Source organism: Nocardia sp. NPDC102475, assembly GCF_055584605.1.
This window is the reverse complement of the sequence record NZ_JBVJLS010000014.1, coordinates 219,291-243,718: the sequence shown is the minus strand read 5'-3', so window position 1 is coordinate 243,718 and position 24,428 is coordinate 219,291. Positions and strand designations below refer to the sequence as shown.

The following is a 24,428-nucleotide window of genomic DNA, read 5'->3' as shown; positions in this document are numbered from 1 at the left end:
GGATCAGCGTCCCTGCCACTGGGGTTCGCGCTTCTGCGCGAAGGCCAGCGCACCCTCGGCGGCATCCTTGGAGAACAGCGCGGGCAGCGCGATTTCGCCCTGCTTGGCGAACCCCTCCGCGACGGACCAATCCGGCGATTCGTCGATGATCCGCTTACTCGCGGCCACCGAAAGCGGTGCGGCCGCGACGATTTCAGCCGCCAGGGCCAAAGCGCCGTCGAGTGCCGCGCCGGGTTCGGTGAGCCGGTTGACCAGTCCGAGCTGGTAGAGCCGTTCGGCATCGATGCGGCCGCCGGTGAGCGCCAGCTCCGCGGCCATGGGGCGCGGCAGCCGCTGGGTCAGCCGCAGTACGCCGCCGCCCGCGGCGACCAGACCGCGCTTGACCTCCGGAATACCGAACTGGGCATTGTTCGCGGCGACAATGAGATCACCGGAGAGCGCGAGTTCGAAACCACCGGCCAGCGCGAAACCTTCTACGGCCGAAATCATCGGCTTGACAGGCGGTTTCGCGGCAATGCCCAGCGGGCCGCGCTTCGGGGTTATCGGCATCTCCCCCTTCGATGCCGCGACGAGATCCATTCCGGCACTGAAGGTTCCGCCCGCACCGGTGAGCACGAGCACGCGTGCGGCCTCGTCGGCCTCGAACTCGTCGACGGCCGCCTCGATGGCCTGCGCGGTGGCCAAATTGACGGCGTTGCGGGCTTCCGGACGATTGACGGTCAATAGCGTTATCGCATTGCGCTTTTCGACCAGCACAAGATCATTCATCGGACAGTCCTCTCGGTGAGCAAGGTGAGCTTGTCGGCGGCGATCACATCGGCCTCCGCGCCGATCGGGTCGCCGTCGGTGAACGCCGCGACGGTTTCCGAATCGGATGCCCGAACCAGTATGCGGGCACCGGCCGGAGTCAATGCGGAGATCACCACGGCCTCGGGTTCATCGGCGTGTTCGGGCGCGGGGCCCTTGCGACAGGCGACGGTGTAGGCCTCGACGGTGGCCGGTCCGGTGTAGCCGGGCGCCGTATCGCGCCGTGCCACAGGCACTTCCGGTTCGTCCGCATGGAAGAGCCGCGCGGGCGGGCGAGCAGAGTAGACGCCGATGGCGTGCTTGGTGATGTACCAGCCGAGTGCGCTCGCGAGGCCGTAAGCCGATGGATCATCGCGCAGCCGACCGGCCAGCGTCGCGATCGAATGGGTCGCGTAGTTGTTGCCGGGGCCGCCCGCGAAGGTGAGTCCGCCGGTGACCGATAGCGGCCGCGCCGGATCGTCGATCGGCAGCCCCAGCGCCTCGGCCGCGACCTGCACCGCGACCGGGAAGCACGAGTACAGATCGATATGCGCGACATCGTCGATGCCGATACCCGCACCCGACAATGCGGCCCGCCCGGCCGCGGCAATGGCCGGTGAACTCGACATATCCGCACGTTCGCAGACGTACCACTCGTCGGTGGCGCTCGCCCCACCATGCGGAAACACCCAGCGGTCCCTCGGCACACCCGCAGCATCGGCTGCCGCCGCACTGCACAGGATCAGCCCCGCGCCCTGATCCACGGACAGGTTCGCGACGAGCAACTTCGGATACGGCGAGGACACCATGCGATTCGCGCGCGACGGCGTCACCAGATCCTCGATCGACTGTTCGGCGGGCTGCCACGCATACGGATTCCGGGCGGCCACCGCCGAGAGCCGCGACCACAGTCCCCCGATGCGTTCGCGATGCGCGGCCTCGCTCAGGCCGAGCCGTCCGCGCAGCGCGGTCTCCATCAGCGCATAGAAATAGATCGGCCCCCACAGTCCCGCCGCGGTCTCCATCTCGGTATTGGGTCCGCGTTCGGTGCCGATCAGCTCGGTCGGCCGAACCTCCTCGCCCTGCTCGGGCCAGTCGAGTGCGGCGCCGGTGCGAGTGGCCGCATTCCAGGATGCGACCGATTCGGCCCCGGTAATCAGCGCGACCTCGCACCGTCCGTCTGCGATGGCCTTCGCGACGGTATTGACCAAGCGCTGTGGCGCGTCACCGCCGAATCGCGCGGATTGCAGTGCGCGCTTCGGTGCGGCGCCCAGTTCCGCCGCGACCAACGCGCCGAGATCCGGATACGGCCTGCTGACCGGGGCCGCCGCCGCGATCAGATCGGCCGAGCGCAATAGCCGATCCCCGGTGCCGCTGTCGGCGCCCGCGCGGCGCAGCGATTCGGCGGCGAGTTCGACCGGTCCGGGCAGTCCGGGCTCGCCGCTGCGGTGCACGACCTGTCCGACGCCGACGAGTACCGGCGTGCGCGGGTCCAATCCGGGTGGCAGCATGGTTCCTCCACTCTTTACCGTCAATGTTGACGGTAACTTGCGTTCGATTAGAACAAACGCGCATGCGCGCAAGCAATGCCCGCTAACTGACTCGCGGGTAAGATTCGGGAATGGCCTCGAATATCGCGCTGCGGTTCGTCGACGACCGCGCCTACGTCACGCTGGACCGGCCGGATAAGCACAATGGCCTGACCATCGAGATGCTGCGCGATCTCGTCACGACCGCGCATACCGTCGCAGACCACAAGGAAGTCCGTGCGGTCATCCTTTCCGGCAACGGTCCGAGTTTCAGCAGTGGCCTCGATATCGCGGGGACGAGCCGCGATCCGCTGGCCGTCATCCGCGGCTTCATCCCGCTGCCCTGGCGGGGCACCAATACCTTCCAGGAAGCCTGCTGGGCTTGGCGTCGGCTCTCGGTGCCGGTGATCGCCGCGGTACACGGCCACTGCTACGGCGGCGGGTTGCAGATCGCGCTGGCTGCCGACGTCCGCTTCGCCAGCGCCGACGCGGAATTCTCGGTGATGGAGGCCAAGTACGGTCTGGTCCCGGATATGACCGGCGCGGCGACGCTGTCCCGCCTGATCGGTGTCGACAAGGCACTGCTGCTCACCATGACCGCCGATATCGTGGACGCCGCCTACGCCGAGCGGATCGGCCTGGTCACCGAGGTGACCGCGGACCCGGTCGCGGCGGCGGAAAAGCTCGCCGATCGAATCGCCATCCGCTCCCCGCACGCCGTCGCAGGGGCAAAACAACTGTTCGATCGCTCCTGGCACGCCTCGGCTCGCCGCGCGTTCGCCATCGAGCGAGCCACCCAGCTGCCATTGATTCTGCGGCAAGCCATTTCTCGTCGTCGCTGATCACAATTCAGGTAGCACGACGCTTACAACTGTCCTGACGAATCACGCAAGCCACCAATTTCACCGGTTTCGCTGTTAGCATCTTGAACGATTTGCCAGCCAGCCGAATGTGACACGACACACGAGGTGGGGGCCGCGTATCGTGCCACTTCGGCCAGAACCGGAGGGCCCTGAGACTTGAACAAGACCGCGTCCGCCTTGCTATCGGCACTGGCAGGAGCTTCGGCCTTGCTCCTCGTTGCGACTACCCCAGCCTCGGCAAACCCCAATGCGATCAATCCGATCCCGGTGCTGAACGGCACCAGCGGACTCCCCAATCTGGTCGGCCGAAGCAGGGCGATATTCCAGGTGACCGGCATGGCCAGCCCGAATAACACCCAGGCCTATAACGTGCTCGGCACCGATCTGGGCATCATGTGGGACAACGGCGACGGGGAGATGCTGACCGCATTCGGCGATACCGCCGGACTCGGCCTGCCGAATCTGCTCGCGGGCAGCACCTGGGCGTGGCGCAGCAATATTCTGGTGCGCAGTCACACCCACGATCCGTCCAATGGCATCTACTTCGACAGTGTCGTGCGCGATATCTTCGGCCAGGCGCGCGATCTGATTCCGAGCCCGAAGATTCCATTCATCGAGATCAGCCGGATCCCCACCGCGGGTATTTCGGTCGGCGGAGTTCAGTACATGAGCCTGATGTCGGTGCAGACCTGGGACGATATCGGCCGGTGGACCACGAATTTCTCCGGACTCGCCGTATCCGGCGATAACGGCGAGACCTGGGCCGAGCTACCGGAGACCAGACGCCCGAATGAGGGCGGTAACGCCAATTTCCAGATGAACGCATTCGTCAAGAACGGCGGGTACGTCTACGAGTACGGCACCCAGTCCGGGCGCAACCGGGCGGCGTACGTCGGGCGGGTCCGCGAAGGCGATATCAAGAATCTGGGCGAGTACGAGTACTGGGACGGCGAGCACTGGAGCAAGAAGGGCGATGTCGATGCCGCGGCGCCGATCATGTCGAGCGTCGGCGAGATGTCGGTGATGTACAACGAGTACCTAGGCCAGTTCATCACACTCACCACCGATCCGTTCAACTCGGTGGTCATGCGACGAGCCGCCTCGCCCGCGGGTCCGTGGAGCGATCCCGAGGTCCTGATCGACACCCGCGAACTGCCGTCCGCATACGCTCCGTCGATCTTCCCCTACCAAACCGGACGCGACCTGTACTTCGTCACCACGGTTCACAGTCAGTACAACGTTTTACTGATGCATACCACCCTCTAGCCCTCCGCAACGGCACATGGCCGTGGCCGTGCGCCGCTGCTCGTGTTCCGACTTGACCTCAATTGCACTTCAGGTATGAAGCTGGGTCGCGTCGAGTAGTCGAGCTTCGGGAGAGACCATGGGCACCACCCTCACATCCAGTGAATCAGTTACCGGCACTTCGGATTTGCGTGAATGGCTGCGTTCGCATGCGCGGCCGATTTTCGATACGCATTCGAATAGCATCGGATCGGATATCGCGGCATTGACCGAGCGGCTGGGATCTGCAACCGTGGTCGGGCTCGGTGAGTCGACCCGATTCTCTCGACAGACCTTCGGACTGCGGGAGCGGGTATTCCGGGTGCTCGTCGAGGAATACGGTTTCCGCGCGCTCGCCGTGCAGGACAGTGCGCGTTCCGGCGAGCGGCTCGATGCCTATGCGGGGAACGGCGCGGGTGATCCCGAATCGGTGCTCGCGGGTGCATGGCGGCCGACCCGTACCGGCGAAATGGCGGCGGCGCTGGTGTGGATTCGCGAATTCAACAGGGCGCACCCGAACGATCCCGTGCGGATTTTCGGCGTCGAACCGCCGCGTGCGGAACCGTCGGATTACGACGTGGTGCTGGATTATGTGCGGCAGCAGGCACCGGATCGGTTGGCCGCCATAGAATCCCACCTCGCTCCGATCCGCACCGCGCATCAAATAGACGAACATGTGCAGCGCCATCAGGGAATTCACCCCGGCCGCCCGTTCATCGACGACGCACGCGATGCCTTGGCACTATTCGAAACGCTTCCGGTGACATCGGAATTCGAAAACGCACTGCCGCATCTGCGGCTCATCGTCGAATTCCACGAGAAGAGCGTTGCCGGGCAGGGCGGTTTCGCGCGCGACGAGCGACCTGCCGCGGACCGAGTAATCGAATGGCAGCGCGATAGCGGCGCGAAGATCGTGTATTGGGACGGCATCGCCCACACCGCGGCCCTCACCCTCGGCGATGGTCCGGCGGAAACCGCCGAATTCCGCGGTACCGGCAGCTATTTGCGCGAACATTTCGGTGCGCGGTATATCTCGGTCGCCATCGGCTTCCATCACGGGAATCTCGGCATGGCGGTGGCACCGGAACCGCGGTCGGACCTGGTCGATGCGGCGCTGGGCGAGGTAGCTGTGCCCGCCTTCTACGTCGACTTGCACAGCGACGCACCGCAATCGGTGCAGCAGTGGCTGCACGGACCAGCGAAGCTGCGCACGATCAGCGGTATCTACGATCCGGCCAAGGATGCCACCGCCCACACGAGCGTCCGATCTCTCCTGGATGCTTTCGACGTGCTCGTCCACATCCGCGAGACCTCGCCGGTGCACTGGTTGCCCCAAGCGACTTAGAGCTCGCGCCGCCCTCCCGCGATGATCCTCCGGCGCACAGACAGGGTTCGTGATCGCGGGTGTGCGGCGGTTACGCGGCGCGCAGCGGTCCCACAGTGCACAGCGGTTCCACGGTGTTCGGCGGGCGCGGGATGTACAGCGGTCGCGGGGCACACAGCCGTCGCGGGGCACACAGCCGTCGCGAGGCACCCCGCAGTCGCGAGGCACCCCGCAGTCGCGAGGCACACAGCCGTCGCGAGGCACACAGCCGTCGCGAGGCACACAGCCGTCGCGAAGTACCCAGCCGTCGCGAAGTACCCAGCCGTCGCGAGGCACACAGCCGTCGCGAAGTACCCAGCCGTCGCGAAGTACCCCGCCATCGCAAGGCACCCCGCCATCGCAAGGCACCCCGCCATCGCAAGGCACCCCGCCATCACAAGGCACCCCGCCATCACAAGGTATGCAGCGGTCGCGATGTGCGCGGGGCAAATACACTCGCGCATATGGACGCGACCGATTGGGACACGCGGTATGCGCAGAGTGAACTGGTTTGGGGCGCACCGCCGAACAGCACTGTGGTGGAGCATGTCTACGGGCTGGAGCGGATCGCGCCGCTGGTGCCGGACACTCCCGACGGCGATCCGCCCGGCCTGCCGCGTGCCCTCGATCTCGCCTGCGGTGAAGGGCGCAACGCGCTGTGGTTGGCCACGCACGGCTGGCAGGTGCACGCCGTCGACTATTCACAGGTGGGCATAGATAAGGGCCGCACCACCGCGACCCGACTGTCCCGCTCGGTGCGCAACCGGATCAGCTGGCAATGCGCCGATGTCACCGATCTGGATGCCGCGGGCATCACCGGTCCGTACGAACTCGTACTGATGGTCTTCCTGCACTTGCCCGCCGAACACCGCCGCCCGCTGGTCGGCCGCCTCGCCGATCTACTCGCCCCCGAGGGCACCCTGCTGATCCTCGGCCACGACAGCACCAATCTCACCGACGGCTTCGGCGGCCCGCAGGACCCCTCGGTCCTGTTCACCCCCGACGACATCATCGCCGACCTCGGCACCGACCCCGAACGCATCCGAGTCCGCCTCGCCGACCGCGTCTACCGCCCCACCGAGGAACGCGACGCCATCGACGCCCTGGTCATCGCCACCAAACCCCCGGCAGACCCACCCGCCATCGAACCCGCATCGCCCAGCTAGTGCCGCGTCCAGCTAGCTTCTGAGGTAATCGAGATCCGTCGAGCGCAGCCATATGGCGGCGCTGCCCGGCGTGTCGTGCCGCATTTCGACTGCGCTCAGCGGGCGAGCCGGAGCTGTCGGCGGCCCGTTGCACCCGGCCGCACACGCGCGGACGCCCGCCCAGAACCTGCGCTACTGGGACCAGCGCTGCAACCAGGGAACGACCGTGTCGGCAATGATGTCGAATCCCGACCGGAACGAATGCGGCTGACCAGGGATTACGCGCACCTCGGCGGCATCGGCGGGGTCGGGAATCCCGAATGGGTCGTTCGCGCCGTTGATCACGACGACTTCGATATCGCCCGGAGCCAGCAGTTCCTCGCGACGCGTCTGCTCCGGCTTACCCGGCGGATGCAGCGGGAAGGACAGCGCGAGCACGCCTCGCGCTTCGGCGGCGATGGCGGTGCGGCAGGCCACCCGAGCCCCATTGCTGCGCCCACCTTGGATCAGGGGAACCTTCTTCACTCGCTTGCGCAGGTCGGTCACGATCTCGAGCCACGCCTCGTCCTGCTTCACCGCGGAACCGGGGGCGCGTCGTCCGGCGATCCGGTACGGCTGCACCACCCGCGCCACCGCGCCGCCCAGTTCGTAGGCGCAGTCGCGCACGGCGAGCAGGTCTTTCGCGTCGACACCGCCGCCGGATCCGTGCGTGAGCAGCAGTAGGAACGCCGCCTTGCGCGGCTTGTCGAGCTCGATCTCCGCGGGCCCGGCGCTCGTCTCGATTCGCACATTTCCACGGTAGTCCCCAGCTATCCGAAGACGCCCAGCCACCCGCGGCGCATCGGCCGCCAGACATGCGTCGGCAAACCCGGCTCGAGCGTCTACTACGCGAGCCGTAGACGATCGGCAACGACTTCCAGTGTTTTTCGCGTCACATTGCCCGCTCGAGCCTTTGCGACCCCATTACCGACCGGTAATATGGCACATAAGTTACCCGCGAGTAGCATGCGGAGAAACCGGCACGGCTACCCGGTGGACGGACAACGGGCGGGAACGGCAACCAACCGACCGCACCAACTCAACGGAGAGTGAGTAACAGACATGGGCCACTACAAGAGCAACGTCCGCGACCTGGAGTTCAACCTCTTCGAGGTACTCGGCCTCGGCGCCATCCTCGACAGCGACGCCTACGGCGATCTCGACACCGAGACCGTCAAGGAGATGCTCAACGAGGTGCGTCGCCTGGCCGAGGGTCCGCTGGCCGATTCGTTCGTCGACGGTGACCGCAACCCGCCGACCTTCGATCCCGAGACCCACACGGTCACTCTCCCCGAATCGTTCAAGAAGTCCTACCGCGCGCTGGAAGACGCCGGTTGGGCCAAGGTCGCCGTCCGCGAGGAGCTGGGTGGCCTCGGCGCCCCGAGCGCCGTCTCCTGGGCGCTCGGCGAAATGATCCTCGGCGCCAACCCGCCGGCTCAGATGTACGCCGCCGGTGCGGGTTTCGCGCAGGTGTTCTACAACAACGGCACCGATGAGCAGAAGAAGTGGGCGCAGATCATCGCCGATCGCAACTGGGGCGCCACCATGGTGCTGACCGAGCCGGATGCCGGTTCGGATGTCGGCGCGGGCCGCACCAAGGCGATCAAGCAGGAGGACGGCTCCTGGCACATCGAGGGCGTCAAGCGCTTCATCACCTCGGGTGACTCCGACGACCTGTTCGAGAACATCATGCACCTGGTGCTGGCCCGCCCCGAGGGCGCTGGTCCGGGCACCAAGGGCCTGTCGCTGTTCTACGTACCGAAGTGGCACTTCGACTTCGAGACCCAGACCATGGGCGACCGCAACGGTGTCTTCGTCACCAATGTCGAGCACAAGATGGGCATCAAGGTCTCGGCCACCTGTGAGGTCACCTTCGGCGGCCACGGCGTGCCCGCCAAGGGCTGGCTGGTCGGCGAGGTGCACAACGGCATCGCGCAGATGTTCGACGTCATCGAGAACGCACGCATGATGGTCGGCACCAAGGCCATCGCGACCCTGTCGACCGGTTACCTGAACGCGCTGGACTACGCCAAGCAGCGCGTCCAGGGTGCGGACCTGACCCAGATGACCGACAAGGCCGCCCCGCGCGTCACCATCACCCACCACCCGGACGTGCGCCGCAGCCTGGCCCTGCAGAAGGCCTACGCCGAGGGTCTGCGCGCCATCTACCTCTACACCGCCGCGCACCAGGATGCGGACATCGCCGAACTGGTTTCCGGCGCCGATAAGGATGTTGCCTTCCGCGTCAACGATCTGCTGCTGCCGATCGTCAAGGGTGTCGGCTCCGAGCGGGCCTACCAGTACCTGACCGAATCGCTGCAGACCTTCGGTGGCTCCGGCTTCCTGCAGGACTACCCGATCGAGCAGTACATCCGCGACGCGAAGATCGACTCGCTCTACGAGGGCACCACCGCCATCCAGGCGCAGGACTTCTTCTTCCGCAAGATCGCCCGTGACCGCGGCGTCGCGCTGGCCCACGTGGCCGGCCAGGTGCAGAAGTTCATCGAGTCCGAGGCGGGCAACGGCCGGCTGAAGGCCGAGCGCAAGCTGCTCGCCACCGCGCTCGAGGATGTGCAGGCCATGGCCGCCACCCTGACCGGGCATCTGATGGGCGCCCAGGAGCAGCCGTCCGAGCTGTACAAGGTCGGTCTGGGTTCGGTGCGCTTCCTGCTCTCGGTCGGTGACCTGCTCATCGGCTGGCAGCTGCTGCGTCAGGCCGACATCGCCATCAAGGCGCTCGACAATGGCGCTACCGGTGCCGACGAGGCTTTCTACCAGGGCAAGGTCGGCGTTGCGCAGTTCTTCGCACGCAATGTGCTGCCGGAGCTGACCGCGACCCGCGCCATCCTGTCGAACCTCGACAACGACATCATGGAGCTGGACGAAGCGGCGTTCTGATCCAATAGATTTCGCACACAGCGGCCCCGGAGTCTCCGGGGCCGCTGTTGTTATTTGGTGCGGTGCACCATCTCTCGGGCGGGTTCGGCGAGTTCGAGCGTCGATTGCTCCGAATCTTCCGCCAGCACAACGGTATTGCCGCCCAGCCGTTTCGCCTGATACATCGCGTTGTCGGCACACCGCAGCAACAATCGCGGCCGTCCCGCGTCCGTGCCGCCGTCGCACACCGCGACACCGACACTGGCCGTGACAGTGACGGATATGCCGGGCGTCTCCGCCACGGCCAAGCGCAATCGCTCGCCCAGACTCAGCGCGGCCGCGCGATCCAACTGATCGACCACCGCGAACTCCTCCCCGCCGGTGCGGGCGACCACGGCATCGGGAGCGGCCGCGGCGCGCAACCGCGCGGCCGTCGAGACCAGCACCTCGTCACCGATGGTGTGGCCGAAGGTGTCGTTGACCGCCTTGAAGTGGTCGAGGTCGAGGGTGATCACGCACAGTTGGCACTGGTATCGCGAACGGTGCACGTAATAGTCGAGTCCGCGGCGATTCAGCAGCATGGTCAGCGGATCCGAGAGCACATCGATGCGCAGCACCCAATAGCAGAACTGCAAGGCGGGCAGCACCACGACGATGGCCGCGACCATGATCAAGACCATCGCACCGGCCAGCGCGAGATCATTGCTCTGCGCATCGGTCACCAGCAATACGGCCAGCGCACCCACCGTGAGCAGCGACCATCCGGCGTGCGCGGCGAGCGCCTTCGGGCTGTGGAAGAACGTGATGTAGGCGCCGGTGACCACGAGCAGCATCGCGCTCAATGCGCCGTACACCCGATCGCTGTCCACCAGGCACGATGCCGTGATCGCGACATCCGCCCAGGTCAACAGTGCCAGCGAAGTGATGGCGCGCGGCCACGGGAACAGCCACCAGCGAACCGTCCACACCACTGCCGTCACACCGGCCGCCGCGAAGATAGTGCGGTTCACCGTGCCGTTCGGACCGGCAGGCGACATCCAGATCAGGATGTTGATCACGAGCATGATCGCACCGCCCGCGCCGATGATCGCCTTGATCAGGCGCAGCCCGGAATGGGATTCGAGTGTCCGCACGAACCAGCGATAGTGCGCCGGATCGCGCCACCAACTGCGAAGTATCGCGCGACTGTCACCCATGGAGCCACCGCCTAGCGTTCACGAAATCCTGCTGGATGTACCGAACAGCTTTGCCATTTCGAGCGACCATTAAGCAGCGGTGACAGGCCAGCCCCTGTCGAAGCCCCCGTCTCCTGGTGATCTTCAGTGTAGCGATGATCACATGTCGGTCTCCACCATGAGGAGCCGGACAGAGATCACGAAACGGGGCACAATGACCGGGCAGACCGCGCGTAAGAAGGGATCGTCCGGATGAACCGATCGCTGTCCGCACTCAGCAGAGCCGGTGTACTCGCCGCCGCAATATCGGTCGCGCTGGCCGGACCGGCCGCCGCGGATTCGAATTTCCTGCTTCCCATTCCCGGCATAAACCCCATTCCCGGCATCAACGGACAGCCACGCGGCCTGCCACGCTTACCCGGACTGACCCAGGCGGTCTTCCAGATGACCGGTATGGACAGCCCCAATCGCACCCAGACCGTCAATGTGCTCGGCACCGACCTCGGCGTCATGTGGGACGACGGCAACGGCCGGATGATCACCGCCTTCGGTGACAGCGCGGGCCTGGGCTTCCCGAACCTGCTGGTAGGCAGCGTCTTCGCCTGGAGCAGCCAGGTACTTTTCCACAGCTCGACCAAGGATCCGTCGCAGGGGATTTCCTTCGACGGTGCCGTGACCAATCCGCTGCCGAGCCCGAAGATTCCGGGCATCGAGATCAGTCTCATTCCGACAGCGGGCATTTCGGTCGGCGGTGTGCAGTACATGAGCCTGATGTCGGTGCGCGAATGGGGTGAGCACGGCAAGTGGTCGACCAACTTCTCCACCCTCGCCGCCTCTGGTGACGGCGGACAGACCTGGACCCCGCTGACCACGACCCGGCGCGCGAATGTGGACGGCCATCAGAACTTCCAACAGAACGCCTTCCTGAAGGACGCCGGTTACATCTACCGCTACGGCACCCCGGCTGGTCGGCTGAATCCCGGATTCATCTCGCGGGCAATGGAATCCGATATCGCTGATCTCGATCGCTACGAGTACTGGGACGGCAAGGAGTGGAAGCCCGAGGCCAAGGACGCCACACCGATCGTCGGGGATGTCAGCGAACTGTCGGTCATGTGGAATGAGCATCTCGGCAAATTCATCATGCTCACCACCGACTCCCGGAATGCGGTGGTATTGCGCACCGCATCGGCGCCGGAGGGACCATGGAGCGAGCCGGAGGTGCTCGTCGACGGCCCCGCGCTGCCGAGCGCCTACGCGCCGATGATCTTCCCGTATCAGACCGGCAGTGACCTGTACTTCTTGCTGTCGGTATGGAACCAGTACAACGTGCTGCTGATGCGAACCCCGCTGTAGGAGTTGGCTACTCGCACTTCACGATAGGTACCGGGTCGTACTTCACCGTCCGCGTGCTGCGCGAGATTTCGCGACCGGTTTTGCGGTCGGTGATGACTCGCGTATCGGAGATGGTGAAGCCCGGCGCACCTTCGGTGGCGATGCAGTCCTTGCCCTTGGGGAGTTTGATCTCGGTGGGCTCGGTGGGCTTGGTCTTCTCGCCGGTGGTGGATTCGACATTGACGGTCTTGGTGCCCCAGAGGCGGACGGTGACCTCGGAGTCGGTGGTCAATGTTTCGATGTAGACACCGGATTGGCTGTTATTGCGGAACTTGAGGTCGATGGCGCCGTCGAAGACGGTGGCCTCGCGCGCGGCCGGATAGCGGGAAATGTAGTAGCTGTGCTCGGTGTGACCGGCATCTTCCATGCCCGCGAAATAGGCGGCGTTGTAAAGGGTGGTCGCGAATTGGCTGATGCCGCCGCCGACCGCGGTGCTCGGGCGACCGTGGTCGATGATGCCGGATTCGACGTACCCTTCGGCGGTGCCGCGAGGACCGGTGAAATCGTTGAGTGAGAACGTTTCTCCCGGCTTGACGATGGCGCCGTTGACCTTCTTGGCGACCACGCGGATATTCACGCCGGACGGCCCGCTGAAGCCGCTCGTGGTGAATTGGCCCATCACCTCGGTGACGCCGAGTGCGTTGGCGGCCTCGGTGGTGAGCTTGGGATCCACCTTCTCGTAGACGGCCTGCGCGGTGCGCTCCTGCGGGGCGACGACAAGATTCGGCAACTGCTCGAACGTCTTCGCCCAATTGATCTTGTCGCCGACCACGGCCGGAACCACCGTCGCGGCCGACCCGGTCACCGCGAACGTCGCATCCTTGGCCTCGACCTCAGAAGGCGCGAGTTGCGGACCCAGCAGCCCGAGTGCGACATCCTGTTTGAAGGACGCGGCGAGACCGCCCTGACCATCGGGGACGAAGGACAGTATGGATGCGATCTGCTCCGGCTCCAGCTTGCCCGCCGCATTGTTCTTGCCCGCGAACACAATCGGCGCACTCACCGCCGGTTCGGCAATGGTGTGCAGAGCCTGTTCGACCATTTCCGCGCGCACGGCAACTGGTGCGGCCGTCTCCGGAAGATCCAGCAGCGCACCGAGGTACCAGTTTTCGATGAGCGCGGTGCGCGCGGCCGGAACATCGAGGATGCGACCGGGTACCGGCGGCACGGCGACCGGGCGCGCGCCGTCGAAGGCGATGGTGCCCTCGACCGTCGCGCGGTCGTGCACGCGCAGGGCGGTGAGCTGAGCATCGAGCGCTTTGTCGTCGACGGTGCTCGCGACCGGCACCGTGTGCGTGACGAACAGCGACGTCAGTCTGGTGATCGGATTGAGCGGCTGGCCGCCGACGCGGGCCAGGGTGGCCTCCCAATCCGCCCCCAGGCCAGCGGTTTTGGGGGTGAGCCTGGTCTGCACGTCGCCGATCTGCAGCGGCAGTTCCTGGTCGACGCGCGGATCCACCGCGGTGCGCAACCGGGCCTCGGCGGCCGCGGTGTCCTCTCCGCCGATATCGATACCGGCCACGACGACGCCGCGCGGTACGTGACCGGACGAAAGTACAAGGTCCGCAACGTAAGCCAGACCGCAAACCGCTATCAGTGCTCCCACGCCGATGCCGATGCGTTTCGCGATGGGCGATCTCAGCCCGCTCGGTCTGGACGGCTGTTCGGGTGCGCGACCCCGCTGCCCGCCGGTAGGCGCGGTTGCTTTGGGTCGCCGACTTGCCCGCAGCGGCGCGGTCGGCATGGAATCCCCAGCCCACTCCGGTGGCTGATGTCCCGACGGAGTCGGCTGCTGAGCGACCGGCTGAGGCTGCGCCGCCGTCTCGGACGACCTCGGTTGCTGCTGCGCCGATCGAGGCCTGGGCGGCTGCGGCGTCTCATCCGCGCCCGGTGCCTGCTGCGAAACCGTGCGTGGCGGCGGTGGCTGCTGCGGTGCCGAGGATCGAGCCGAGTCGAGGAGCTGTCGTAGTCCGACCTGGCCGCCTTCGTGTCGACCGTTCCGGCCGGTACTCGATTCGCTCGTCACGAACCGTCCTCCCCGCTCGATTGTAAGGAACTCGCACGGTGCGAGCCCCGCCAACGATAGTGGTCTGCACCGACATCGTCAGCACAGCGCGGTCCATCAGCAAATCCCGTGCAACGGACCACGCCACACATGGAAGGGCCCCGCGTAGTTGCCGGGTCGGGGGTCTGGCAACTACGCGGAGCCAATCCGTTTATCTGGTCCGCCGCACCGCGCGTTACACATCCGCGGGACAATCGAGCTGAACTTCCTACCACCAGGGCTCCACACGCGACGAGGGAGATGGCTGGAATGCAGCTGGGAATGATCGGCCTGGGCCGGATGGGCGGCAATATCGTGCGCCGAATAGTCAAGGACGGGCATACCGCCGTCGGCTACGAACGCACACCCAAGATGATCGACACACTCGTCGCGGAGCTGGGCAGCGATGGTTTCCAGGGGTCCACCGATCTGAAGGACTTCGTATCCCGGCTGGAGACCCCCCGGGTGGTCTGGGTGATGATCCCGGCCGCGGTGACCGGTCAGGTGATCGATCAGGTCGCCGAGCTGCTCGAGCCCGGCGACATCATCATCGATGGCGGCAACAGCCGCTACCACGACGACATCGCACGCGCCGCGGCGCTGAAACCCAAGGGCATCCACTATGTGGACATCGGCACCTCGGGCGGCGTCTTCGGACTGGACCGGGGCTTCTGTCTGATGATCGGCGGCGAGGCCGGGCCGGTGGCGCATCTGGATCCGCTGCTGAAGTCCATCGCTCCGGGGGTCGAGGCGGCCGAACGGACGCCGGGCCGCACGGGCGAGCCGTCACCCGCCGAACACGGCTATCTGCACTGCGGACCGGCCGGAGCCGGCCATTTCGTGAAGATGGTGCACAACGGCATCGAATACGGCGCGATGGCCGCCTACGCAGAGGGGCTGAACATCCTGCACAAGGCGGGTATCGGCGCGACCCACGATGCCGTGGCCTCCGCCGAGGAGACCCCGCTCGAACATCCCGAGTGGTACCGATACGACATCGACGTGCCCGAGGTGACCGAGGTGTGGCGGCGCGGTTCGGTGGTCGCCTCGTGGTTGCTGGACCTCACCGCGAGCGAGCTCTACGCCGATCCGACCCTGGAATCCTTCGATGGCCGGGTATCGGACTCCGGGGAGGGCCGCTGGACTCTCGACGCCGCGATCGATACCGGCGTCCCCGCACCGGTGCTCGCGGCGGCGTTGTTCGCACGATTCTCCTCACGTGGCGAGGCACTGTACGCGGACAAGATGCTCTCGGCCATGCGCAAGGCCTTCGGCGGTCACATCGAGCTGCCCCCGAAGTAGGAGCATCCACCGTCTCAGACAGAATTTGTCGGACAAGGGTGTCCACGGCCGACGCCGCGCAATATTGCACTGACGCCGACTCGTTCGCCTACTCGAATTTTCTCGCGCTGCCGGTACTCCCCAAGGCGGCAATCAAGATCGAGATGAGCGAATGGCTGTGGCGCACCGGACGTTCCGCTCCCGGAAGTTCGGTGCACTGACGCCGCGGGCGGGAAGTCGTTACGGTGGAGTTATGGAGTTCGCGACGTCTTCCTTCTCCGAGAACCTGCGCCGATACGCCCCGGAACTACTGCCCGGCAGCGATTTCGGCAATCCCACGGCGCACGGGCAGGACATCGCACCGCACGGCACCACGATCGTGGCCGTCGCCTACCGCGGCGGTGTGCTGCTCGCCGGCGACCGGCGCGGCACCATGGGCAATCTGCTGGCCAGCCGGGATATGGAGAAGGTGTACATCACCGACACCTACTCGGCGGCGGGTTTCGCGGGCACCGTTGGCATGGCCATCGAGATGATCCGGTTGTTCGCGGTCGAACTCGAACACTACGAGAAGATCGAGGGTGTCGGGCTGACCTTCGAGGGCAAGGCGAACAAGCTGTCGAAGATGGTGCGCGACAATTTGCCTGCCGCACTACAGGATATGGCGGTGGTCCCGGTGCTGATCGGCTACGACCTGAGCGCCACCGACCCGGAGAAGGTCGGGCGGATCTTCTCCTACGATGTCGTCGGCGGTCGCAGTGAGGAGCGCTTCGGCTATACTGCGGTCGGTTCCGGTTCGCTGTTCGCGAAGTCCTCACTGAAGAAGACCTACAGCCGCGGCATCGATGAGGATCGGGCGCTGCGGATCACCGTCGAATCGCTCTTCGACGCCGCCGAGGACGACACCGCCACCGGCGGCCCGGATCTCACCCGTGGCATCTATCCGACCGTGGTCGTCATCAATGCCGAAGGCGCCGTGCGGGTTCCGGAGGAGCGGGTCGCGGAAATCTCGCGCGACCTCCTCGAGGACCGCACCGCGGCGGCACGCGACTGAAATGGTATTCGGTCGAGAAATCGACCGAATACCACCACTTTCCAACCAGAAGTCAGCCTTCTCGAAGGCAACCGCTGATCTCGTCAGCACATAAGTAACTCACGGGGTACGGGCTGATCCAGCCACCGCCTCCCCGTCAGACGCCGACGCCAATCTCGTGGCACTCGAGCCCGGCGCCTGAATATCCGGGGAGGCGGGGGAGCTCAGCGCTCCAGGATCGCGACGACGCCCTGTCCGCCCGCGGCACAGATGGAGATCAGCGCGCGGCCGGATCCCCTCTCCGCCAGCATCTTCGCGGTGGATGCGACGATGCGCCCGCCGGTCGCGGCGAACGGGTGACCCGCGGCGAGCGAGGAACCGTTGACGTTCAGCTTGCTGCGATCGATCGAACCGAGCGCGCCGTCCAGGCCGAGGCGTTCCTTGCAGTACTGATCCGACTCCCACGCCTGCAGCGTGGCCAGCACCACCGAGGCGAAGGCCTCGTGGATCTCGTAGTAGTCGAAGTCCTGCAGGGTCAGGCCATTTCGGGCCAGCAGGCGCGGCACCGCGTAGGTCGGCGCCATCAGCAGGCCGTCGGGGCCGTGGATGTAATCGACCGCGGCGACCTCGGAGTCGACCAGATGCGCCAGCACCGGCAGGTTGCGCTCGGTGGCCCATTCGTCGCTGGACAGCAGCACCGCGGAGGCGCCGTCGGTGAGCGGGGTGGAGTTACCGGCGGTCATGGTGGCATCGCCCAGTTTGTTGCCGAACACCGGCTTCAGGGTGGCCAACTTCTCGACGGTCGAACCCGGACGCAGGTTGTCGTCGCGGGCCAGGCCGAGGAACGGGGTGATCAGATCGTCGAAGAAGCCGCGGTCGTAGGCGGCGGCCATATTCTTGTGCGACAGGTAGGCCAGTTCGTCCTGGGCCTCGCGCGCGATACCGAATTCCTTGGCGGTGATGGCGGCGTGCTCACCCATGGACAGACCGGTGCGCGGTTCGGCATTGCGCGGGATCTCGATGCCGAGCATGGCGGGGCGCAGCTGCCCGACCAGCTTGAGGCGGTCCTTATTGCTCTTGGCGCGGTTGGCGTCGAGCATCCACTCGCGCATGGACTCACTGACCCCGATCGGGGCATCGGAGGTGGTGTCGGTGCCGCCACCGACACCGGCATCGATGCGACCGGCGGCGATCGCGTCACCGACGGTGACGATCGCCTGCAGGCCGGTGCCGCAGGCCAATTGGAGGTCGTGGGCCGGGGTGTAGGGGCTGAGCTTGCTGCCGAGCACACTCTCGCGGACCATGCCGTGCTCGCCGACCCGCTTGAGCACCGCGCCGCCGACGACCATGCCGAGGCGTTCGCCCTGCAGGCCGAACCGGCTCACCAGACCGTCCAGCGCGGCGGTGAACATGTCCTGGTTGGAGGCGTGGGCATAGGCCTTATCGGAGCGGGCGAACGGAATCCGGTTGCCGCCCACGATCGCAACCGGGCGTGGGCCCTTCTTTGCCGTGCTCTTCGCTGAACGGGCTTTGGTTGTCACTCGAGTCTCCAAGGTCTCGTCGGGTGCCCGGTGGGCCGTTCGACACGGACGTGTCCGCGCAGATCGGCGCCCCGTCGCGGTTGGTTTACTTTAAACTTACTCTGGAGTAAGTTTGTTGTCGACACCGTACCCCGCAAGTCTGCGTAAATTCGCGCCTGGGCATGCAGACCATCCGGCAACGCAGCCACCGGCGGGCCGAAACCACGACACACGAGAAAAGGGAGAAACAGTGGCAGCCAGCAAGAGCAAGGGTGCTCCCAACCTCTACGGATCGTTCGTACACTCCGCTCCCGGCCAATTCCTGGCGAGCAAGTTGGGCCTGCCACAGCCGCAGAACCTGCGCCGCTACCAGGCCGGTGAGCCGCCGTTGCCCGGTCCGGTGCTGCTCGGCGGCAAGGGCCGCGTTGCCGAACCGGTGCGTACGCTGCTCTCGGACTACACCTTCGCCGACGCGCCCGCCTCGGGTCAGAAGTACGGCGCGCTGGTATTCGACGCGACCGGAATCGGCACGGTCGAAGATCTCTCGCAGCTGTTCGAATTCTTCCAGCCCGCCATGCGCAGCGTCGCGGCGTCCGGGCGCATCGTCGTCATCGGCACCACCCCCGAGCTGACCGCGGGCGTGGACGAGCAGATCGCCCAGCGCGCACTCGAAGGCTTCACCCGCAGCGTCGCCAAGGAGCTGCTGCGCGGCGCCACCGCCCAGCTGGTCTACCTGCACCCGGAGGCATCCGCCACCGCATCCGGTCTGGAATCCACACTGCGCTTTCTGCTTTCGGCCAAGTCCGCCTTCGTCGACGGTCAGGTCATCCGGGTCGGCTCGGCCGATTCTGTGGCCCCGGCCGCCTGGGACAAGCCGCTCGACGGCAAGGTCGCCGTGGTCACCGGCGCCGCGCGCGGCATCGGCGCGACCATCGCCGAAGTTTTCGCCCGTGACGGCGCGACCGTGATCGTCGCCGATATCCCGGCCGCCGGTGAGGCCCTCTCGGCCACCGCCAACAAAGTCGGCGGCACCGCGCTCGCACTCGATGTCACGGCACCCGATGCCGCCGAGAAGCTGGCCGAATTCGCCACCGAACGCTTCGGCGGCATCGATATCGTCGTCCACAACGCCGGTATCACCCGCGACAAGCTGCTCGCCAATATGGACGAGGGCCGCTGGAAGTCGGTCATCAACGTGAATCTCGCCGCACCGCACCGCATCACCGAGGGCCTGGTGGCGCGTGGCGCGCTGAAGGAGGGCGGCCGGGTGATCGACGTGTCCTCCATCGCGGGCATCGCCGGTAACCGCGGCCAGACCAACTACGGCGCGTCCAAGGCAGGTGTCATCGGCATGGTCAACGCCGAGGCGCCGAAGCTGGCGGAGAAGGGCATCACCATCAACGCCGTCGCGCCCGGCTTCATCGAAACCGCCATGACCGCGGCCATTCCGCTGGCCACCCGTGAGGCCGGTCGGCTGATGAGCTCGCTGCTGCAGGGCGGACAGACCATCGACGTCGCCGAGACCATCGCCTACTTCGCCAGCCCGGCGTCGAATGCGGTGAGCGGCAATGTGGTTCGGGTCTGCGGTCAGAGCCTGATCGGAGCATGATGACCGAGACGATCACGCTCACCGAACCTCCCAAGAACAGCGGCCTTTTCGTCAAGGCCGCGCTCGGTGCGGTGCCGGTGCCGCTGGTCTCGGGGCGCAAAGCGACGCTGCCCGACCGCGTCGTCCGGCTGGAGGGCCTGCGCGTGGATCCGGATCACCTGGCCGCGTACTGCCGGGCGACCGGACTGCGGTTCGGCGACTCGCTGCCGCTGACCTACCCGTTCATCCTCAGCTTCCCGCTGGCGATGCAACTCGTTGTGGCACGGGACTTTCCGTTCGTCGCGGTGGGTGCGGTGCACGCGCAGAATCTGATCGAACGCAGTCGCGAGATCTCGGTGAGCGAACCGCTGGACTTCACCACACACATCGAGAATCTGCGCGAGCACCCGAAGGGGCTGCTAGTGGATGCGATCACCGAGGTGAATGTCGGCCGGGAAGTGGTGTGGCGTCAGGTCACCACGTTCCTGCACCAGCAGCGCACCTCGCTTTCGGGTGAGCCGAAGGGTGAGCCGAAGCCGGAAGAGGTTCCGCCGCCGCCGATGCGCACCGTTCGGGTGGATCAGAAGACGATCACCCGCTACGCGGCCGCCTCCGGTGACCACAATCCGATCCACACTTCCGCATTGGGCGCCAAGGCATTCGGCTTCCCGAAGGCGATCGCGCACGGCATGTGGTCGGCCGCGAACATCCTCTCGAATGTGGAGGGGCGGATTCCCGAAAAGGCCGGCTACGCGGTCAAATTCGGCAAGCCGATCCTGCTGCCGTCCACGGTGAATGTGTACGCCGATCAGGTCGACGGCGGTTGGGACCTGGCAATGCTGAACCCGAAGAAGGGGTATCCGCACCTGACGGCCACCCTGCGCTGACCTCGGTCGAAGCCGCACTCCTGGTTCGGAGTGCGGCTTCGCTGTTTCCGGGCCGAGTTTCAGCAGTCGCAGCCGCAACCGTCGCAGCAGCAGCCGTCACAGTCACAGCAGTTACAGCTGCAATCCCCGCAGTCACAGCAATCGCCGCAGTCGCAGTTCTTGATCCAGGCGTCCTTGCGCTTGCCGTTGCACGGGTTGGTGTGGTCGGCGCAGCAGGCGTAGCCGGTGCAGTAGACGCCGAGGACCAATGCCAGCGCCTCGCCGATCCCGGGGCGACGCGGCGGCTTCTCGAATCCCGTTCCCGGCGGCATCGGGTACTGCATCGTCGCGGTGTGCCGAGATGTGCTGCAGGCGTGGGCGGTTGCGCCGAGGCCGCGGCCGACCTTGCGCACCAGGGCGTGCAGCGGGTCGAGCAGCATCCAGCGGATGGTCGGGACCTGGTCCAGTTTCGCCTCCGCGACGGCCTCGCGCAGGTGCGAATCCGATTGCCGCAGCAGGTCGTATGACTCGGGCATGGTGGTTCCGGTGGCGGCGAGCGGGTTGAAGCGGCCGCGGGTCCGGTCGTCGTCGAAGTCCGCGACGGCATCTGCGAGATGCGCTATCCGGCCGAAATGCCTGCCCGCCTCATGCAAAGCGGCGACGTTATCGGGGCGGTCGGCCAGCACCGCAGTGTGCGCGAAGAATCCTGCCGCGCAGATCTGCGTCGGTGCGGTCAGCTCGTCGAGAGAGATTGTGCGAGACGCATTTTCCGACGTGCCCGCTGCGGGGCCGGTGCAGCGGTTGGCACCCACCGAGGCGAGGGCTTCCAGGTGTGACTGCGAATTGATCGCGGCGACAAGCGGTTCCACATCGAGGCCGATCAGGGACGCCTGCGAGCGCGCGCGGTCGGCCCAGCGGCTCGATACCTTCGTCATCGGACGCCGGGTGAGGACGGAACCGTCACCGTCGTCGACGTGATCGCGAATCTTGGCCGATCCCAGCAATAGTGACGCGGTGGCAGCCAGCAGTACGCCCGGCGAATCCGCACTCGCCACCTCGGCGCGACGCATTCCGCGCAGCGCACACGGCCCCGCCGTCGTCCGTCCGATCGAGCCGGACATCTGCGCCTCGGTCAGCACGCTCAGGACGATCGCATCGGTATTGGTCGCCGCCCGCGCCAACTGCCCGTGCCCATCCCGCAGCCCCAGACACAGCCCACACATATGTGCCCGCCACGTGCTCGCATCGATCCCGTACTTCTCGGCCCCATGCGAACACGGCCGCAACATCCCGAACAATTCCGCCCCGTTCCCCGACCACTACGCCGGTCCACTCTCTTGATCTCCCGCACTCTGGCAGTCCGCAAACGCCGCCGCAAGCCGGGCGGTGCTTGTCAGCTGCCGCAGCCTGATCCGGGTTGCCACGGTGGGTCCTGTTGTCCTGCACCGACATCCCGGGGTCGGGCTGTCCTGGACGGTTTGCCGTCCCGTGGTTACCTGCTCGAGCGTTCATTGCCGAGGGTAGTCAGATGGTGGTTGGGTTCGGTGCGTTGAGCAACCATTCGACTACCCTCGACGCGGCTGGCGACCAGGAGGGGCTATTCCGCCTTTTTGCGGCCTGCTAGGCCGCGCCAGGCGAGGTCGTCCAAGAGGTCGACCGCCTCGGAAACCTCGATGCGGCCGCTGGCTACGCGGTCGGCGATGGCCTCGCCCGCGCCGATGACGGCCACGGCGACAACATCGAAGTTGGTGCCGGGTTCGGCGTGCTTGGCGCTGGATTCGAGCAGTTTGGCGGTCAGTTCGATGACGCGTTCGCGGGCGTTTTCGATTTCCGAGGCGAAGGCTTGCTGGCCGATCGCCTGGCGGTAGAGCACCTGCCAGGAGTTGCGGTTGCGGTCGACGAATCCGAGGAAACCCTCGAGCGCCGTGCGCACTTGTTCATGTGGGGACAGTTGCGGATTGCCCGCCGGTGCCACCGATTCGATGAAGCGCAACCCCTCGCGCTGGATGCAGGCGCGGAACAATTCATCCTTGGAGCCGTAGTAGAGGTACAGCATCGGCTTGGAGATTTTTGCCTCGGCGGCGATCGCGTCCATCGAGGTGTCGTGGAACCCCTTACGCGAGAAAACCTCGACCGCGGCGTCGAGCATCTGCTGCTCACGAACCGCCCGAGGAAGTCGCTTCGTTCCGCCCGCCATCACTCTCCTACCACATGGTGAAACTCTTATATTACTCCAAGGTAAGTTCGGTGGGTCGGATTGCGCGTTCGTAAGTTCGGCGAACTATCGGCACTCGGCTCCCATCCTTCGGACCGCGATGTCCTTGGATTCGCAGGCGCAGCTGTTCAGCTGTCCAGCAGAGGAATACTACGGGTGTATGGCGACAAGGCGGCTGTACAACATACGAGAGCCACTAGCGACTGCTTGCAGGTCCCTAGAAGCGTCAACCGTCAGCAGGACTGCAGCGCGCCCTTGTATCGAGCCATCCGCAACACCGATGCGTCGACCCGCTCGGCGGACAGGCGGCCACTCGATACCGCCTGCTCGAGACGGTCCAGCACCTGCGGCACCGCATCGGTCGTGATCCAGAGGGCATTGTCGGCACCGGCGATCAGCGCCGCCTCGACCGCGTCCTCGATGCTCATCCGGCTGGTGATGGCGGCCATGCCGCCGAGGTCGTCGGTGAAGATCGGACCCTGGAACGGTGCCGCGCCGTAGCCGGTGCCGTCGCGCAGCAGCGCCATGGCCTCCGGGCTGATGCTGGCGGGGACATCGGGGGTGGTCAGGCCGGGTACGTCGAGGTGGCCGACCATGGCGGCGGCGCCGGAGTCGACCAGATTGCGGAACGGCACCAGGTCGACATTCTGCAACTGCGTCAACGGCGGGGTGCGGACGGCACCGGTGTGCGAATCGCCCGATCCGGAGCCGTGGCCCGGGAAGTGCTTGATCACCGTGCCGACGCCGACCTCGTTCATGGCGCGGATGTAGGCGCCGGCGTATTCGGTGACCACCGCGGGATCGTCGGAGAAGGACCGGTCACCGATGACGGAGTCGTCCGGCTGGCTGCTCACATCGACGTCCGGGGCGAAGTCCACCGTGACGCCCAGATCCTTCAGTGCGCGGCCGCGGGTCACGGTGGCGTCGTGGAACTGCTCGGCGGTCATGGTCTGGGCGGTCACCCGGGCCGATGGGGCGGCGCCGATCAGGTCCTTGGCCCGGGAGACCCGGCCACCCTCCTCATCGATGGTCACCATCAGCGGCACCTTGGCGGCGGCTTTGACCTGTTTGATCAGGCCGTCGGCCAGCAGCGACTTATCGGTCCAGCCGCCGACGAAAATGCCACCGACCTGCGAATTGCGCACCACATTCGTGGCGTCGTCGGCACCGGTTACACCGACCGTCAGCAGTTGCCCCAGTTTCTCGCGCAGGGTGAGTTTCGCGAGGAAGTCGGCACCGCAGTCACCTTTGGCGGTGGTGGCGGCGGGAGCCGCGGAACCGGCCGTCACGGCGGGAATCGCGGATTTCGACGGCGCGGGGCTGGAGTCGCCGTTCGAGCACGCCGTCGCGACGGCGGCGAGGATTGCGAGCAGAACGAGAGGCGTCTTCCGCATAAGTCCACGGTAATCGGCGTGCTCCGGACGG

The 24,428-nt window shown here is 66.0% G+C and carries 20 protein-coding genes; 11 read left to right on the top strand and 9 right to left on the bottom strand.

Annotated features, from left to right (window positions below; genetic code table 11):
- Nucleotides 1-3 precede the first annotated feature (3 nt).
- Nucleotides 4-768 carry a crotonase/enoyl-CoA hydratase family protein gene (locus ACZ60G_RS25565; protein ID WP_465812922.1) on the bottom strand — a complete coding sequence of 255 codons (765 nt, stop codon included), beginning with the start codon at nucleotides 766-768 and terminating at the stop codon, nucleotides 4-6.
- Complete coding sequence (locus ACZ60G_RS25560) at nucleotides 765-2,297, bottom strand: acetyl-CoA acetyltransferase (RefSeq protein WP_465812920.1); 1,533 nt, start codon at nucleotides 2,295-2,297, stop codon at nucleotides 765-767. Before ACZ60G_RS25560 ends, ACZ60G_RS25565 begins: the two co-directional genes overlap by 4 nt.
- A 110-nt stretch (nucleotides 2,298-2,407) precedes the next feature.
- On the opposite strand from ACZ60G_RS25560, the gene ACZ60G_RS25555 reads away from it, so the two are divergent.
- From ACZ60G_RS25555 to ACZ60G_RS25540, 4 genes are all read left to right on the top strand, one after another.
- Nucleotides 2,408-3,157 carry a crotonase/enoyl-CoA hydratase family protein gene (locus ACZ60G_RS25555; protein ID WP_465812918.1) on the top strand — a complete coding sequence of 250 codons (750 nt, stop codon included), beginning with the start codon at nucleotides 2,408-2,410 and terminating at the stop codon, nucleotides 3,155-3,157.
- A gap of 177 nt (nucleotides 3,158-3,334) precedes the next feature.
- Entirely contained in the window at nucleotides 3,335-4,444 is a 1,110-nt protein-coding gene (locus ACZ60G_RS25550; RefSeq protein WP_465812917.1) for a DUF4185 domain-containing protein, read from the top strand.
- Nucleotides 4,445-4,562: 118 nt separating this feature from the next.
- A complete protein-coding gene (locus ACZ60G_RS25545; protein WP_465812915.1) occupies nucleotides 4,563-5,807 on the top strand; it encodes an erythromycin esterase family protein in 1,245 nt (414 codons plus the stop codon).
- Between the two features lie 482 nt (nucleotides 5,808-6,289).
- Nucleotides 6,290-6,991 (top strand): class I SAM-dependent methyltransferase, encoded by a 702-nt coding sequence (locus ACZ60G_RS25540; protein WP_465812913.1) that lies wholly within the window; start codon nucleotides 6,290-6,292, stop codon nucleotides 6,989-6,991.
- A gap of 171 nt (nucleotides 6,992-7,162) precedes the next feature.
- On the opposite strand, the gene ACZ60G_RS25535 is transcribed toward ACZ60G_RS25540, so the two are convergent.
- A complete protein-coding gene (locus ACZ60G_RS25535; protein WP_465812911.1) occupies nucleotides 7,163-7,759 on the bottom strand; it encodes an alpha/beta hydrolase family protein in 597 nt (198 codons plus the stop codon).
- A 312-nt stretch (nucleotides 7,760-8,071) separates the two neighbouring features.
- Between ACZ60G_RS25535 and ACZ60G_RS25530 the strand changes: the two genes are divergently transcribed.
- Nucleotides 8,072-9,907, top strand: a complete 1,836-nt coding sequence (locus tag ACZ60G_RS25530) for an acyl-CoA dehydrogenase (RefSeq protein ID WP_433625440.1) — start codon at nucleotides 8,072-8,074, stop codon at nucleotides 9,905-9,907.
- Between the two features lie 50 nt (nucleotides 9,908-9,957).
- On the opposite strand, the gene ACZ60G_RS25525 is transcribed toward ACZ60G_RS25530, so the two are convergent.
- Nucleotides 9,958-11,082, bottom strand: coding sequence for a GGDEF domain-containing protein (locus ACZ60G_RS25525; RefSeq protein ID WP_465812910.1), 1,125 nt, complete (start codon nucleotides 11,080-11,082; stop codon nucleotides 9,958-9,960).
- A 231-nt stretch (nucleotides 11,083-11,313) separates the two neighbouring features.
- On the opposite strand from ACZ60G_RS25525, the gene ACZ60G_RS25520 reads away from it, so the two are divergent.
- A complete protein-coding gene (locus tag ACZ60G_RS25520) occupies nucleotides 11,314-12,417 on the top strand; it encodes a DUF4185 domain-containing protein (protein ID WP_465812908.1) in 1,104 nt (367 codons plus the stop codon).
- Nucleotides 12,418-12,424: 7 nt separating this feature from the next.
- On the opposite strand, the gene ACZ60G_RS25515 is transcribed toward ACZ60G_RS25520, so the two are convergent.
- A complete protein-coding gene (locus ACZ60G_RS25515) occupies nucleotides 12,425-14,062 on the bottom strand; it encodes a VanW family protein (RefSeq protein WP_465812906.1) in 1,638 nt (545 codons plus the stop codon).
- 708 nt (nucleotides 14,063-14,770) lie between these two features.
- Between ACZ60G_RS25515 and gnd the strand changes: the two genes are divergently transcribed.
- From gnd to prcB, 3 genes are read left to right on the top strand one after another with little or no spacing between them, the layout of a single operon-like run.
- Nucleotides 14,771-15,802: a phosphogluconate dehydrogenase (NAD(+)-dependent, decarboxylating) gene (gnd, locus tag ACZ60G_RS25510; protein ID WP_465812904.1), complete on the top strand. Its 1,032-nt coding sequence runs from the start codon at nucleotides 14,771-14,773 to the stop codon at nucleotides 15,800-15,802.
- A 38-nt stretch (nucleotides 15,803-15,840) separates the two neighbouring features.
- Nucleotides 15,841-16,002, top strand: coding sequence for a hypothetical protein (locus ACZ60G_RS25505; protein WP_465812902.1), 162 nt, complete (start codon nucleotides 15,841-15,843; stop codon nucleotides 16,000-16,002).
- Between the two features lie 32 nt (nucleotides 16,003-16,034).
- Nucleotides 16,035-16,835 (top strand): proteasome subunit beta, encoded by an 801-nt coding sequence (gene prcB, locus ACZ60G_RS25500; RefSeq protein WP_465812900.1) that lies wholly within the window; start codon nucleotides 16,035-16,037, stop codon nucleotides 16,833-16,835.
- Nucleotides 16,836-17,038: 203 nt separating this feature from the next.
- Here the strand turns inward: prcB and ACZ60G_RS25495 are convergent, their stop codons facing one another.
- A complete protein-coding gene (locus tag ACZ60G_RS25495) occupies nucleotides 17,039-18,355 on the bottom strand; it encodes an acetyl-CoA C-acetyltransferase (protein ID WP_465812898.1) in 1,317 nt (438 codons plus the stop codon).
- Nucleotides 18,356-18,584: 229 nt separating this feature from the next.
- Here ACZ60G_RS25495 and ACZ60G_RS25490 point away from each other — a divergent pair, with 229 nt between their 5' ends.
- Together ACZ60G_RS25490 and ACZ60G_RS25485 are read left to right on the top strand one after the other, a co-directional pair.
- Entirely contained in the window at nucleotides 18,585-19,943 is a 1,359-nt protein-coding gene (locus ACZ60G_RS25490) for a 3-oxoacyl-ACP reductase (protein ID WP_433625458.1), read from the top strand.
- Nucleotides 19,943-20,809, top strand: a complete 867-nt coding sequence (locus tag ACZ60G_RS25485; protein WP_465812963.1) for a MaoC/PaaZ C-terminal domain-containing protein — start codon at nucleotides 19,943-19,945, stop codon at nucleotides 20,807-20,809. Before ACZ60G_RS25490 ends, ACZ60G_RS25485 begins: the two co-directional genes overlap by 1 nt.
- A gap of 59 nt (nucleotides 20,810-20,868) precedes the next feature.
- On the opposite strand, the gene ACZ60G_RS25480 is transcribed toward ACZ60G_RS25485, so the two are convergent.
- The 3 genes from ACZ60G_RS25480 to ACZ60G_RS25470 all read right to left on the bottom strand — a co-directional run bounded on the left by ACZ60G_RS25480 (nucleotide 20,869) and on the right by ACZ60G_RS25470 (nucleotide 24,397).
- Nucleotides 20,869-22,077, bottom strand: a complete 1,209-nt coding sequence (locus tag ACZ60G_RS25480; protein ID WP_465812896.1) for a DUF5685 family protein — start codon at nucleotides 22,075-22,077, stop codon at nucleotides 20,869-20,871.
- Between the two features lie 308 nt (nucleotides 22,078-22,385).
- Nucleotides 22,386-22,985 (bottom strand): TetR/AcrR family transcriptional regulator, encoded by a 600-nt coding sequence (locus ACZ60G_RS25475; RefSeq protein WP_062992537.1) that lies wholly within the window; start codon nucleotides 22,983-22,985, stop codon nucleotides 22,386-22,388.
- 251 nt (nucleotides 22,986-23,236) lie between these two features.
- The gene (locus tag ACZ60G_RS25470; RefSeq protein WP_465812894.1) at nucleotides 23,237-24,397 is read right to left on the bottom strand and encodes a glycoside hydrolase family 3 N-terminal domain-containing protein; all 1,161 of its coding nucleotides are present in this window, start codon (nucleotides 24,395-24,397) and stop codon (nucleotides 23,237-23,239) included.
- Nucleotides 24,398-24,428: the final 31 nt, after the last annotated feature.